We start from the raw sequence: 13,254 nt of genomic DNA on the forward strand, positions 1-13,254 counted from the left end.
CCGGCGTCCGCCCTCACGCCGCGTCGCCGGACGCCCGCTGGCGCGGGATGTTCGGCCGTAGCCGGTCCCGGAGTTGGTGCGTGCGCTGGTCCGCGGCCGCCGCGTCTCGCGCTCGCCTCAACCGACAGCCCTGGTGCTCTTCTGGACGGTGCCTGGTGGCCCCGCTCCCGCGACCTGGCGGCGGAACTTCCTGCGTTGACAGCGGTGCTGGATCCCCTTTGGGGGCGCATCACCCATGTCACGGTGAACCCGACCCTGTGGCCGGTCATCCCACGGAAGGTGCCCGTTGAGGGGCACGTGGTGAGGGTCGGCTGGTTCAAGGCCGAGCAAGACCCCCACAAGCTGTTGCTGCTCTCCTACACCGTCGGCCGCTGGGACCTGCTGGTGATTCCGCCGCAGACGGATCCGGCCATCGCCGCCTGGCTGATGACCGCGGCTACCGGTCCGCTGCGCAGCCACACAGCGAGTGATCTGCTGGAGAGGGCCGAATTCCAACGGATCGTGACACAAGCCGACCAGGCCCGAGAGGCGGTCTGGGACTCCGAGGGCGGCCATGGCGCCCGTGTGACCGCGCCGGCACGCTCGGCGTGATCCTCGAAACGGCCCCGGTGAAACCGCCGGGGCCGTCCTTTCAGGCGCAACACGTGAGAGTGCGCAACCCACAATCCACGGTACACCTGCAGGTAGTTTCCGACGTGATTCCGTGGGCTGACGCGAAGCATGAGCACATTCTGCTCGGACCTCAAGCACCGACGGCCGGGCTCAGCAGCCGGCAGGGCCCGGCCACCGGCAGAGTGCTTGCTATTCCGTATTACCGCGCCAATGCCCCTGGACACGGAACCAGAGTCCCGGAGCGTAGATCGAATCGACGACAGCGGCTTCGCCTTTGGTCACCTTGAGGATCCGCAATGCGCCGCTCGGAAGCAGGTCGTACTCGTACGTGGCGGCCGACTCACCTTCGGTGATGTCGTCGTAGGAGATATCTGCAGCCGCCGGCTCCGCGTATTCCTTGGGGGGCCGGTTCTCCACCAGCTTGATGAACACGCTCATACCTTGACGATAGATCCCTCGCGGTTTTCTCGCGTGCAAATGACCGCAGAAATCTCTCACGACCGTCTCGATGACGAGGACTACCCCGCATACGCCATGGGGCGAGCCGCCGAAATGCTCGGCACCACCCCCGCCTTCCTGCGGGCCCTCGGTGAGGCCCAGCTGATCACGCCTTTGCGCTCCGAGGGCGGCCACCGCCGCTACTCCCGCTACCAGCTGCGTATCGCCGCACGCGCCCGCGAACTCGTCGACCAGGGAACCCCCGTCGACGCCGCCTGCCGCATAGTCATCCTCGAAGACCAGCTCGACGAAGCTCAGCGCATCAACGAAGAACTGCGCACCGCACCCTCCGAGCCCCGCCTCAAGACCGACGTCTGAACTCCGTTTCCGCGCCCGCGCACGGCCGCCGCGCCTCGGGGACGTTCAGTCGGCGTCGGACAGCCTGACCCACAGCAGCCACGCAGACGAGCTCCGTCGATATCGCCGCCGGAGCTCTTCGCCATCAGCCTGACGCCAACCGGGCTGAGCACCGCGGTCGAGGTGTCCCCTGATCTCGCGGCAGCGTCCGAGGTTCCGCGCCTCTCATTCATCGGGGCCGGGCGGGCTATAAGGACATTGGACGGACGAGGCCCATGAGCCGGCACACCGCTGTGTTCAGCAGACGGCGAGGGAGATGGCGATGTAGTGCGCGGTGAAGCCTGCCACGGTCAGGGCGTGGAAGACCTCGTGGAAGCCGAACCAGCGAGGTGAGGGGTTGGGGCGCTGGAGGGCGTAGACCACCGCGCCCACGCTGTAGAGGAGACCGCCGGTCACGATCAGCGCGAGTACGGCCGCTCCGCCGGTGTGCAGGAAGTCGGGCAGGTAGCGCACCGGTGCCCAGCCCAGGGCCAGGTAGCAGGGGGTATACAGCCAGCGGGGAGCTCCGACCCAGAAGGCGCGGAAGGCGATGCCGACCAGCGCCCCCGTCCACACGATCCACAGCAGGACGGGCCGCTGGGCCGAAGGGAGGAGGAGCACGGCCAGGGGGGTGCAGGTGCCGGCGATGATGAGGAAAATATTGGCGTGGTCGAGACGACGCAGAACGGCCTCGCCGAGCGACCCCCAGGTGCCGCGGTGGTAGATGGCGCTCGTCCCGAACAGCAGCAAGGCGGTGACGGAGTACACGGTGCAGGCCAGGGCAGCCTGCGGGGTCCGGGCCAGGCGGATGAGGACGACGCCTGCAATCAGCGCGGCGGGGACCGTTGCGGCGTGGAGCCAGCCACGAAGCTTCGGCTTCATCGGCTCCACCAGGTCGGCCGCCCGCTCCACCAGAGCGGCAGCCGGGTGAGGGCCCTCCCCGGCACTGTCACGGTGTGCTCCGCGGGGTTGGCCGGCTGGAGCACCTTCTCCCCTCACCGGAGCAAGGGGCACACTTCCGGATTCGGCAGCGTCGCGGGACACAGCTTCCGTCCTCCTTCTGACTGTTGGGCCTCGCTGACAACCAGGTAGCCACGCCAGGAGTCTCCCCCAACAGTGTTTGGGGAGGTCAGCCTCGGACCGCCGGGCCTGCATTGCCGGGCATCGACTGTCCAACATCGCCAGCAGGGTGGAGTCGGAGCAGGGCAATCAGATGTCTCTCACCGTGGTCGTCCCGGGCGCAGTCATCACCGGTCGGCTGGCCCCGAGGCAGTGGCGGCAACTTGTAGCCGAGGTACTGAAGGAGTCGGAACGGCTGGAGCCGTTTTCCGCTCTCTTCTCACCGGCCGACGTGGCACCTCACTTGCCTAACCGGAACGAGCCTCCTACGTACCTGCATTTCCATGCCACGCGGACCCTGCAGGGAAGTCCCGGCCTTCCCGAGACGGGCGGTATGTACCGCGTCGCCATGGGGGATGCCGGCGCCCGGACAGCAGGAGCCTTGCGCTATTCCGACCGCTGAGTTGGCCGCTGCGGGGCGGATTCTTTGCCCACAGCGGTCCGGTCAGGCTCGGGCCGGTGCCCCAGCAAGGCCGACGCCGTCTCCAGTGGTGTGAGACCGGTCGGTGGCACCAGCGCGGCAGCCGGGCGGCACACGAAGCCGAGGCGGCTCAGGGCTCGGGTCACTTCACCGGCGGAGAAGTCACGGCGATCCTGCCGGGTGATGATCTCCCCGACCTGCTTGACGGGGTAATGGCGGCGACCGATGAGCACGGACTCACCCGTGACGGGTTCGGCTTTGATGCCCTTCATCGCATCCTGCACCTGTGTCTTGAGCAGGTCGAAAGGGAAGCGGGCGATGACGACGCGCATAGTGCCTCTACAAGGTCGAAGAGAAGCCGGAAACGGATCGCCGGCCCGGACGGAGAGGGATCAACGGGTGAGGACGACGACGCCCAGGGCGTGCCCGTCCTCACCGATCACGGGTGAGGCCCGCAGCGCGCGTTGGCGCATGGCGCGTTCCGCGTCGTGTGCAGACATCACGGGCGAAGTGAAGGGCCCACGGTCGTAGATGAGGTCCCGCAACCGGGTCTCCTCGGTGTACCAGGGGCCTTGGTGGTGGGCTGTCATCTGGGAACGGGTGATCAGGCCCGTACACCGCCCGTCCTCGTCACGGACGAGGAGATGGTCGGCACGGGCCCCGATGAGGACGGACAGGGCCAGGTCGACGATCATGTCGTCGCCGACCTGTGGTCCCGGCGACGACATGACGTCGCCGGCTGCCTTGCCGGAGCAGTCCGCCTGGGGGTAGCTCTGCAGCATCAACGAAAGCCTCCGTGACGATGGTGATCCCACGAGCTGAGCGTGATCGTCCGGGACCGGCCTAGGCGGCCGGGGCCGAGGAGGTCTGCCGCGCAGTCGGTGTCGCGGTTCGGGCTGATCCGGCGGCACGGCGGGCCTGGGCGGGGCGGCTGCGGCGGCCGCGTGTGGAGGAGCCGCTGCGCTTGGCACGTTCGACGACTGGTGCGGCGATGGTGACCGGGGTGCCGGAGGGTGCCTGGGCACCGGTGATGCGGCTCAGTTCGGCCTCGCCGGAACGGACCTGGGTGGTCTGCGGAGTGATGCCCGCGTCCGCCATCAGGCGGTTCATGGTGCGGCGCTGATTCGGCAGGACGAGAGTGACGACGCTGCCGGACTCGCCGGCGCGCGCGGTACGGCCACCGCGGTGCAGGTAGTCCTTGTGGTCACTGGGCGGGTCGACGTTGACGACGAGATCGAGGTTGTCGACGTGGATGCCGCGGGCGGCGACGTTGGTGGCCACCAGGACGGTGACATGGCCGGTCTTGAACTGGGCCAGGGTGCGGGTGCGCTGGGGCTGGGACTTGCCACCGTGCAGGGCCGCGGCGCGGACACCGCTGTTCAGCAGGTGCTTGGTGAGGTTGTCCACGGCGTGCTTGGTGTCCAGGAACATGATCGACCGACCTTCGCGGGCGGCGATCTCGGTGGTGGTGGCGTGCTTGTCGGCGCCGTGGACGTGCAGCACGTGGTGCTCCATCGTCGTGACCGCGCCCGCCGAAGGATCGACGGAGTGGACCACCGGGTCCGTCAGGTAGCGCCGGACCAGGAGGTCGACGTTGCGGTCCAGGGTGGCCGAGAAGAGCATCCGCTGCCCCTCGGGCCGAACCTGGTCGAGCAGCGCGGTGACCTGGGGCATGAAGCCCATGTCGGCCATCTGGTCGGCCTCGTCCAGCACGGTGATGCCGACCTGGTTCAGCCGGCAGTCACCGCGCTCGATGAGGTCCTTGAGCCGTCCCGGCGTGGCGACGACCACCTCGACCCCGCCGCGCAGTGCGCTGGACTGGCGGCCGATCGACATTCCGCCGACGACGGTGGCCAGCCGCAGCTTGAGCGACCGGGCGTAGGGGGTGAGGGCGTCGGTGACCTGCTGGGCCAGTTCCCGGGTGGGGACCAGGACCAGTGCCAGCGGCTGGCAGGGCTCGGCGCGCTGCCCGGCGGTACGGGCCAGCAGGGCCAGACCGAAGGCCAGCGTCTTGCCCGATCCGGTGCGTCCGCGGCCGAGAACATCGCGCCCGGCCAGCGAGTTCGGCAGCGTGGCGGCCTGGATGGGGAACGGGGCGGACATGCCTTCCGCGCTGAGGGCCGCCAGCAGCGCCGACGGCATGTCCAGCTCGGCGAAAGTCTCGGCCGGGGGCAGGGCGGGAGTGTGGGTGACGGGCAGGGCGAACTCTCCCTGCAGTGTCGCGGGACGCCGTCCGGGGCCCCCGGAACGACCCGTGCCCGAGCGGTTCGGCCCGCCGGAGCGGTAGCCGCCGCGGCCTGAGCCGGACGAGCCGGCAGAGCGGGAGTAGCGGTCATTCGTGCGAGCTGTGCGGTTCATGGAGAACCTTCCTCGATGCGGTACGTCGAGGAATTCCCGGCGGCAATGAGCCGCACACAAAGAATCGCAAGAACGAACCGATGAAATGAGATGAAACGAAGCGGGGCGGAAATATGTCGACCCTGCACGCCGAAGCGGGACCGGCAACGCCGCAAAGGAGAGCGAAACAATTGCCGGATTGCGATTCGGGCGGATTGCCCGCCGTGTCATAGCGGTCGGGAAGTCGAACTGGCTGCCCGCACGCCGCGTGTGCGGCCGTTGTGGGGCACACGGGAAACACCGAAAAGCAACGAGCTGGGGCCCGCACCCAAGGTGCGGGCCCCAGCTACGGTGTAACGCGTCAGGCGGGAACGATGTTCTCGGCCTGCGGGCCCTTCTGGCCCTGCGTGACGTCGAACTTCACCTTCTGGCCTTCCTGCAGCTCGCGGAAGCCCTGGGCGGCGATGTTCGAGTAGTGGGCGAAGACGTCGGCGCCGCCACCGTCCTGCTCGATGAAGCCGAAACCCTTTTCCGCGTTGAACCACTTCACGGTGCCAGTAGCCATGTCATATCTCCTTCGGGGCAGTGCCCGGAGCCCACACCGTGCGAACTCCGTATCGCTGCGTTGATTGCCCGTCCGGAAATAAACACCGGAAATACGAAAGCGCTCCGCCATGTACGACAGCGAGCACGCTTGAAGTCTTGGGAACCACAACTGCAACTGAGATCAACGGTAGCACGGTACTGGCGGACATACGCGGCACATGATCCCGACGCTTTCGAGAGCGTAAAAAAACCTTACCGCACCAGTGGCCATTTCTGTAGTTGCGGCATGAGATATTCAGCATCGGCGCTCGTCCGTATTCGACCGGAAATGCGTCGACCTCCTCGGCCGCCCAGGCTCCGCAGGCACAGGCCGGGCACCATCGGTGCCTGGCCGAACCGCACCGCACAACCGTCGGGGACAGTTCGCGGCGCGGCACGCCAGGAGCGGCGCGCCGGGTGAGCTCGCGGGGGCAGGAACTTCCTCACGTCGTGTACCGGGCTGCTCCAGCTGTCATGACGAGTGATAGCCGGGGCATTCCAGCGGCATCCTGCGGCCGCATGGGCTGCCCTGGGAATGCGAAGTGAGGGTCGACGACGGACGTCGATCTACTTAAATCGGTACACGTGACTGTCCGACGCCCTGACCTGTCCGTCTCGGAGGATCTTGAGTGGGCATCGGAGCCGCTTGATCTGCTGCGGCAGGCAGAACCATGACGGACGTTCCGCTGGTACAAGGGTCAACAGCACTACTCGGGCACGTACTGGTCCGCGACGGTACGCGACCTCGTGATCCGCGCAGAGCGGGTGAGGACCAGAGCAGGCGTCCGAAGCGATCGGCGATGACCTGGACATTCATGCCGTGACGCTTGTGCTTTCCGGAGCAGTACGGGCGGTCGGCGGCGATGCGGTCGATGGATAGCAGCGTGCCGTCCAGGATGACGAATGCCTTCTGGCTTCGTTGATTGCTTCGGACAGCGTTTGTTGATGGGTCTGGGCGGCACTTCTTGATCTTGAGACGCTGAGATGTCGATGAGTCTCGACGGCGCTTGGAGCTGGCAGACGGCGGCTGTGTCGGGGACCCCGCGGTCCAGTCCTGGTTTTCAGCCGGTAGCGATCTGTGCGTCGGGAACCTGTCTCCCGGGCCCGCGCTTGGGCAAGGTGGTCGCCATGAATGTCGGGTTCAGCGGTGACGTTGCCGAGTACTACGCGAAGTTCCGGCGTGGTTATCCGCCTCAGGCTCTCGACGCGTTGCAAACGGCCTTCGCACTGACCACGGACGACATCGTGCTCGATCTCGGGTGCGGGACCGGTCAGCTGACCGTCCCGCTCGCCTCGCGGGTCGGTTCGGTCATCGGCATGGATCCCGAGCCGGACATGCTTCGGCTCGCCAGGGACACAGCCGCGAGACATGACGTGCGCAATGCGACATGGGTCCTCGGTGCCGACACCGACGTCCCTGCGCTCTGCGAGCTGATGGGGCAGCGGTCGCTGGCGATGGCGGTCATCGGACAGGCACTTCACTGGATGCGACACGAGGAGCTCTTCCGTGGACTGTCGCCGCTGTTCCGCTCCGGCGGAGGTGTCGCGGTCGTCTCGAACGGGATGCCCCTGTGGTTGCAGGACAGCGATTGGTCACGCTCACTGCGCGCCTGCTTGGAACGCTATTTCGGCACGAAGTTGCAGGCGTCCTGCGGCACCGGTGCCTCGGACCGACTCCGCTATGCGCAGGCACTGGAGGCCGCCGGCTTCGAAGATGTGCGCGAGATGGTGATCGAATACAGCGATGAGCTGAGCTTCGAGGAGCTCATCGGCGGGGTCTACTCTGCTATCCCCGCAGATGAGCTGCCCGGAGCGGACGCCCGTCCGGCGTTCGCAGACCGCATCCGGCAGTCACTTCCACCGGACAAGCACTTCGCCGAAGACATCAGAGTCTCCGTGCTCGTGGGCTTGATCAAGTAGTCGGTCCCGCATCGACATGCCGCCGCGATGGTCATGCCGGATCGCCGCGTACAGCTCGACCTTCGACATCTGAGGCATGACCAGCCCCTTTCACCAAGAGCATCCCGATGCTGCCCTGGCAAGAACCGCCATGCCTCCCAAACTCATCAACATCACCCGCCCGTGAATCGGGGCGCCTCCCAAACCCGTCGACAAGTGACGTCACTAATGCTCGATAAAGCCAACTGAGCTACGCGCGGCATCCACCGACGTCAGCGCCTGCGTCTTCGGAGTACCGGCGCCACGGCTGCGCCGTCCGGCTCATGCGGTCACGGATCAGGGGGCTGCCACTCGAACATCAAAATCGTGGCGTCGTCGCTGAGTTTGTTGTGCCGATGCTCGAGGATGGCATGGATGAGCAGGCGCAGCACTTCCGGGGCGCTCTGCCCCGCTGCGGTCGACCGGATGATGTAGTCGGTGAAGCGCTCCAGGCCGAACTCTTCGCCTGCCTCATCGCGTGACTCCACGACGCCGTCTGAGTAGAGCAGTATCCGGTCACCGGGTTCGAGGCTGACGTCGTGCACCTGACGGGCGGTGCCGGCGAGACTGGCGGGCAGTCCCAAAGGAGGCTCAGGTGGCCGCTCCAAGGCCTTATGGAGCAGGCGGTGGCGACGGATGAGCAGCGGAGGCGGGTGGCCGCAGTTGCACCATCGCAGCGCACCGGTGGGCATGTGCAACTGGGTGAAGACACCCGTGCAGAACTGCTCCGGAAGCCACTTCGCCAGTGTCTCGTCCACGGTGCCCGCGAGTTCGTTGAGGTCTGCCCCGCTGCGCCGGGCGTTACGGCAGCCTGCCATGGCGACAGAGGTGGCAAGTCCGGACGCCAGATTGTGCCCCATGCCGTCAAGGATTGTGGCGTGCAGAACGTCCTCGGTGAACGCATGGTCGAAAGCATCGCCGCCCAGTTCGTACGCAGGCTCCAGAACTGCCGTCGAAACAACCCGCCCGGTGCCGATCGACCGGGGAGGGAGAAAAGCCCTCACCATCTCCGTGGGCAGGTGCATCGGCCTGGTACGCATGCGCTGCGCGATGGTGTCGCTGTAGGTGCGCTTGGATGTGATGATCAGTGCGAGGAGCAGCGCCGTCGTTCGACAGCGCCGTAGCGTGAGCCCGTCCAGGGTGCTCATGTTCAGCTCCACGACGCCCAGCCGCTCCGCTCCGTCGGCCAGGGGCAGCCATACGTTCAGCCCGCCGGAGGGGTCTTCTTCCGCTCGGAGAGAGTCGGTGCGGTAGGCCCATCCGGCCAGCGAAGTGTCGAGCTCCAGTTCCGGCTCGCCTTCGACAAGCGGCACCAGCAGTCTTTGCTGGATGTCGACCAGATAGATAACGGCCCTGCCCAGACCCATGGCCTCGGCATACCGGTTCAGGGCCACGGGCAGTTCCGCAGGTGATGCCAGCTGGGCTGCTCTGACCAGTTCCTCCAGCAGCCGCTCCCCGGGCCCGACGGACATGTTCCTGTCCATGCCTTCGATGATCCCTGCGAGGTCGAGCCGCCACAATCTGAGCTCTCCGACCCCCGAGATGTGGGCCGATCAGCCTGGGGTGCTGGGGCTTGCCCTTGCGGATCGGTCGGGCATCGGGCATCGGGATCGGCTGACGGCACCAGCCGGTCGGGGATCGTGCGGATCCCCGCAAGCCGCACAGCGGTCTGCTCCAGCAGCCGGCGGGTGCCCGCCGCGGTCTCGGCCAGCTCACCGACCAGGTGCGTCAGCCTCCCCGAGGGCTGTTTGCCCAGCGCGCGTCGGGCGTTGCGCTCCACCGCAGCAACGTCCCGCAAGGTCGCGCGGGCCAGGGTGGCGATTTCGCCGGTCAGCCGGTCGATCTCCCCCGGTGCCTGGCCGGTACGCCGCCGCAGCGTGCGTGAGATCTCCTTCAAGCGGCGCCCTGCTGATCGGCTGCGATCACGGAACCGGGTGCGCCCGGCTGCGCCCGCGGCCTTGATCCGACGCACCAGCCGCCCAGCTTGCGCACCCCCCTGCTCCAGCAGGTCGGCGTCCGGGGGGTGGTCGATGTCGGCTTCCATCACGGTGGTGTCGATGCGCAGCTTGCGACACCGCAGCAGCTTGTCCTCGACCAGCTTGCCCAGCAGCGCGGCGTTGAGCTGTTCCACGGTCTGCGCGCCGCCGCGGCGCACCAGTTTGACCAAGGTGGTCGGGTGCGGCACCCGGGAGGCCAGCGGGATGCGGCAGAACCGACGCCAGCTCAACGAGTCTGCGACCTCACGGCCCAGGCTCTCGTAACCCAGCTGGTAGCGGTGCTTGAGGTACAGCAGCCGCAGCAGCGTCTTCACCGGCACCGATGGCCGCCCCAGCTGCTCGGTGAACACCGCCCGCCACAGGGCAATAAATCGCTCGTCGTCGAAGAAGGCATCCACCCGGGCCAGCTCGGCGGGTAACTGCCGCGCGTGCTCTGGCAGCACCTCCCACCAGGCGTCCTGCACTCCCGCGACACGCAACACCGCCACCACCTCCGGCCGCAACGACCCGCCTCCACTGTCGCGGCCAGGGGCGGCACACACCAGCTACCCCCAAATGACAGCCCAGCGCCAAACCCGACTTCTTCAGGGGCAAGTAGCTAGCTAGCCCCAGAGGGCCGTCACGCCGTCCCGTGACCGCTGAGGGGTTCTGCGGGGCCGCGGGAGAGTCCGGGTGGGCGCGGCGGGTGTGAGGGCGAGGTCGCGTCACTGCGCGAGTTTGTCCTTCGCGCAGCGCGCGGCCATGCGGTGGGTATGGGCGGGCCGGAGGCGGGCGCGAGTGCGCCCGCCAGGCCCAGTGTGGGGCTGCTGCGTGAGGTTCGACTACGTGCATGTCGCTGTGCGTTGGTCAGTCGGTGGGCGGGGCGGTGGCGGAGTTCGTGAGGGTGTCGAGGCGGGCGGCGAGGTCCCGGTGGGCGGTTGTCAGGTGGGGGCGGATGGCGTTCAGGGGGTAGATGAGGGCGGCGGGGTCGTCATGGGCGAGGGCCGCGTCGAGTTGGCTGAGCGGGAGGCGGGCGGCGGTCGGGAGGTCGGTGAGGGCGGTGATCTGTCCGGCGATGCGGCGCAGGTCGGCGGCGTTGCGGCGCGCCCAGGTGGCGATGGTGCGGTCGGCGGCGCGGGCTTCGCGGGTGGCCTGGACGCGTTGTTCGCCGGTGGTTCCGGCGGGCCCGGGGCGGTTGCGCAGGTAGCGGCGTTCGGCGGCCTGGCGGCTGGCGACGCCGAGGGGGTGGGCGAGGTCGGCCCAGCTGGCGCCTGCGTGGCGGGCGGTTTCGATCAGGCCGGTTTCCCATCCGGCGAGCTGCTCGCGAACCTGCCGCAGCAGCAGGAGGGAGGCCAGGCTCTGTTCCGGGCGGGCGCCCCCGGCGGCGGAGGCGCTGGGGGCTTCGTGCTGGGCGGCGCGTAGGGCGTCGTTGATGGCTTCCAGGGCCGCCGCGGCGGCGAGAAATGATGCCGGGCTCTGGGCGTCGGCGCGGGAAGAAGCCGGCTGGTCGGCTGCTGCCATGGGCACCTCCTTCCGAGTTGTCATCCTTTCGACGACACCATGTTTGTCATCCATTGGATGACATGTTACAACGGTTTCAGTGAAGCGCATTGGCAGGTACTGCCCGAACCTTCTGGAGGTGTTTCGCGATGTTGATGCGCACCGACCCCTTCCGCGAACTCGACCGGCTGACTCAGCAGCTGATGGGCCCGGGCACCTGGTCGCGGCCGTCCGCGATGGCGATGGACGCCTACCGCGAGGGTGACCAGTACGTGGTGGCCTTCGACCTTCCCGGTGTCAGCGCGGAGGCGATCGACATCGATGTCGAACGGAACATGCTGACCGTCAAGGCCGAACGCCGGCCCGTGGCGAAGGCCGACGATGTGCAGATGGAACTGTCGGAGCGGCCGCTGGGTGTCTTCTCTCGCCAGATCGTGCTGGCGGACATGCTGGACACCGAGCACATCAAGGCCGACTACGACGCCGGGGTGCTTACCCTGCGCATCCCGATTGCCGAGCGCGCCAAGCCCCGCAAGATCACCATCGGCGGGGAATCCTCCCGCAAGGAGATCTCCGGCTGAACCCGGCGCCCCGGGCCGATCAGCGGCGCAGGACGGGCACGGATCTCCCTCACCCCGCCCTGCGCACCCACTGGACCAAGAAAGGTGGCGGCTGATGTGACCTTGCGATGGGAAGCATTCCTTGACCATGTGAAGGAACGCGGTGAGTACGGGAGTCGTCAGGAAGCAGAGCGTGCGGCCCGCGTCGTGCTCGGCCTGCTCGGCGCGCACCTGGTGGGCGAGGTGCGTGCCCAGCTGGCCGCGCGCCTGCCGGAAGACTTCGCCCTGATCCTGCTCAACCCGCTGCAGAGCGCCGAACCACTCCCACCCGAACGGTTCGTGCGGGCGACGGCGGCCTGGATAGAGGGGGCCACCGAACAGACCGCGGCCTGGGATGTCAGCGCCGTCCTCAGCACGGTCGCCGACGCAGCCGGCAACGACCTGCTCCAGCAGATCCTGCTCCAGCTCCCCGCGGGCTACGACCTGCTCTTCGGCCGCCCCCAGCCCACCTGACCACCCACACCCGGTGCCCGCACGCCTGCCGGGCACCGGCACCACGACTCGGCGATGGAAAGGCAACTACCGCAGTGATGTCCGACCGGCGTGCACCGCTCCAGCACATGTCCGTGATGACGTTCGAGCAGAATGCTGGAGAAGGTCCGCTACGAAGGCGCCTACCCCACCCGGGAACGGGCCAAGGCAGCCGTCCGTCTGGTGCTCGCGGGCCTGGGGCGGCAGCTGACCGGCGACGAACGCGTTGAGCTGGCCGCCCGCTCGATCAGGCGGCCAAGCACGGCCGGGTCCTCGTCGCACTCCACGGAGATGTCCATCGCGCGCCCTTCCCTGCGTTCCAGGTCTCCCGGGTCTTGCTGCTGTTCCTCGGTGGCTTCAGTGTTCATCACCCAGTTTCTCGCCGTCCGCGGCATGACGGACCTGGCACCATTTCTGGCCAGCGGACACTTCCTGTGACCGAGGATTTCGCGGCTGACAGCTACCGTGCGGACGGATGACCACCTCTCAGGGAAACTGGAGCGCGAAGGACCTGATGGGGCTGCCCATGACGGCCAAGACTCGTAATCCGTCGGCCAGCAATCTCTCTCATCGATTAGGTCCCGTCCGGCCGACATGCCGGACTCCTGACACTGGGGGCACACGCACCCGGAGCGGCCCCATGGCGAAGAACGCCTACGTGCGCCACAGCGGTGACGGGAAGGCATTCTGGATGCTGAACGGCCTCTACGAGGTCAAGGCATCGAGGGGACGCTGCGCCACCACATTGGCGACGAGACGGTCGAATGCGGTCCCGGGTCCTTCATCCATATCCCTGAGGGCACATTGGAGCGGTTCGAGCCCACCAGCACGGTGCGGCTCT

Annotated in this window: 12 protein-coding genes and 4 pseudogenes; 6 read left to right on the forward strand and 10 right to left on the reverse strand. The window is 67.6% G+C overall.

The features are described 5' to 3' along the window. Positions 1 to 102 precede the first annotated feature (102 nt). Positions 103 to 591 (forward strand): annotated as a pseudogene (locus tag AB0D04_RS40300) (DUF5994 family protein); the annotation flags it as partial. Positions 592 to 801: 210 nt separating this feature from the next. Here the strand turns inward: AB0D04_RS40300 and AB0D04_RS40305 are convergent. After that, positions 802 to 1,050, reverse strand: coding sequence for a hypothetical protein (locus tag AB0D04_RS40305; RefSeq protein ID WP_362712382.1), 249 nt, complete (start codon positions 1,048 to 1,050; stop codon positions 802 to 804). Between the two features lie 39 nt (positions 1,051 to 1,089). Between AB0D04_RS40305 and AB0D04_RS40310 the strand changes: the two genes are divergently transcribed. Continuing rightward, the gene (locus tag AB0D04_RS40310; RefSeq protein ID WP_362712383.1) at positions 1,090 to 1,428 is read left to right on the forward strand and encodes a MerR family transcriptional regulator; all 339 of its coding nucleotides are present in this window, start codon (positions 1,090 to 1,092) and stop codon (positions 1,426 to 1,428) included. Between the two features lie 276 nt (positions 1,429 to 1,704). Here the strand turns inward: AB0D04_RS40310 and AB0D04_RS40315 are convergent, their stop codons facing one another. From AB0D04_RS40315 to AB0D04_RS40340, 6 genes and pseudogenes are all read right to left on the reverse strand, one after another. Continuing rightward, positions 1,705 to 2,361, reverse strand: coding sequence for a hemolysin III family protein (locus AB0D04_RS40315; protein ID WP_362712392.1), 657 nt, complete (start codon positions 2,359 to 2,361; stop codon positions 1,705 to 1,707). A gap of 591 nt (positions 2,362 to 2,952) precedes the next feature. After that, positions 2,953 to 3,318, reverse strand: coding sequence for an SCO5918 family protein (locus AB0D04_RS40320; protein WP_362712384.1), 366 nt, complete (start codon positions 3,316 to 3,318; stop codon positions 2,953 to 2,955). A gap of 60 nt (positions 3,319 to 3,378) precedes the next feature. Beyond that, positions 3,379 to 3,768, reverse strand: coding sequence for a CBS domain-containing protein (locus AB0D04_RS40325; RefSeq protein WP_362712385.1), 390 nt, complete (start codon positions 3,766 to 3,768; stop codon positions 3,379 to 3,381). A gap of 61 nt (positions 3,769 to 3,829) precedes the next feature. After that, entirely contained in the window at positions 3,830 to 5,344 is a 1,515-nt protein-coding gene (locus tag AB0D04_RS40330; protein WP_362712386.1) for a DEAD/DEAH box helicase, read from the reverse strand. Between the two features lie 340 nt (positions 5,345 to 5,684). Then, entirely contained in the window at positions 5,685 to 5,888 is a 204-nt protein-coding gene (locus AB0D04_RS40335) for a cold-shock protein (RefSeq protein WP_271317587.1), read from the reverse strand. Between the two features lie 768 nt (positions 5,889 to 6,656). Then, positions 6,657 to 6,845: pseudogene (locus AB0D04_RS40340) on the reverse strand (IS5/IS1182 family transposase); the annotation flags it as partial. Between the two features lie 191 nt (positions 6,846 to 7,036). On the opposite strand from AB0D04_RS40340, the gene AB0D04_RS40345 reads away from it, so the two are divergent. Continuing rightward, on the forward strand, positions 7,037 to 7,828 hold the full coding sequence (locus AB0D04_RS40345) for a methyltransferase domain-containing protein (RefSeq protein ID WP_362712387.1): 792 nt from the start codon (positions 7,037 to 7,039) through the stop codon (positions 7,826 to 7,828). A gap of 308 nt (positions 7,829 to 8,136) precedes the next feature. Here the strand turns inward: AB0D04_RS40345 and AB0D04_RS40350 are convergent, their stop codons facing one another. From AB0D04_RS40350 to AB0D04_RS40360, 3 genes and pseudogenes are all read right to left on the reverse strand, one after another. After that, entirely contained in the window at positions 8,137 to 9,330 is a 1,194-nt protein-coding gene (locus AB0D04_RS40350; protein WP_362712388.1) for a PP2C family protein-serine/threonine phosphatase, read from the reverse strand. 76 nt (positions 9,331 to 9,406) lie between these two features. Then, a pseudogene (locus tag AB0D04_RS40355) lies at positions 9,407 to 10,325 on the reverse strand (transposase); the annotation flags it as partial. Between the two features lie 364 nt (positions 10,326 to 10,689). Continuing rightward, positions 10,690 to 11,343, reverse strand: coding sequence for a type III effector protein (locus tag AB0D04_RS40360; RefSeq protein WP_362712389.1), 654 nt, complete (start codon positions 11,341 to 11,343; stop codon positions 10,690 to 10,692). A gap of 128 nt (positions 11,344 to 11,471) precedes the next feature. On the opposite strand from AB0D04_RS40360, the gene AB0D04_RS40365 reads away from it, so the two are divergent. The 3 genes and pseudogenes from AB0D04_RS40365 to AB0D04_RS40375 form a co-directional block, all read left to right on the forward strand. Continuing rightward, positions 11,472 to 11,903, forward strand: coding sequence for an Hsp20/alpha crystallin family protein (locus AB0D04_RS40365; protein ID WP_362712390.1), 432 nt, complete (start codon positions 11,472 to 11,474; stop codon positions 11,901 to 11,903). A 96-nt stretch (positions 11,904 to 11,999) separates the two neighbouring features. Beyond that, positions 12,000 to 12,395 carry a DUF2267 domain-containing protein gene (locus AB0D04_RS40370; protein WP_362712391.1) on the forward strand — a complete coding sequence of 132 codons (396 nt, stop codon included), beginning with the start codon at positions 12,000 to 12,002 and terminating at the stop codon, positions 12,393 to 12,395. 74 nt (positions 12,396 to 12,469) lie between these two features. After that, positions 12,470 to 12,653, forward strand: a pseudogene (locus AB0D04_RS40375) (DUF2267 domain-containing protein); the annotation flags it as partial. Positions 12,654 to 13,254 lie beyond the last annotated feature (601 nt).

The organism is Streptomyces sp. NPDC048483, assembly GCF_040651455.1.
Classification (GTDB): domain Bacteria; phylum Actinomycetota; class Actinomycetes; order Streptomycetales; family Streptomycetaceae; genus Streptomyces.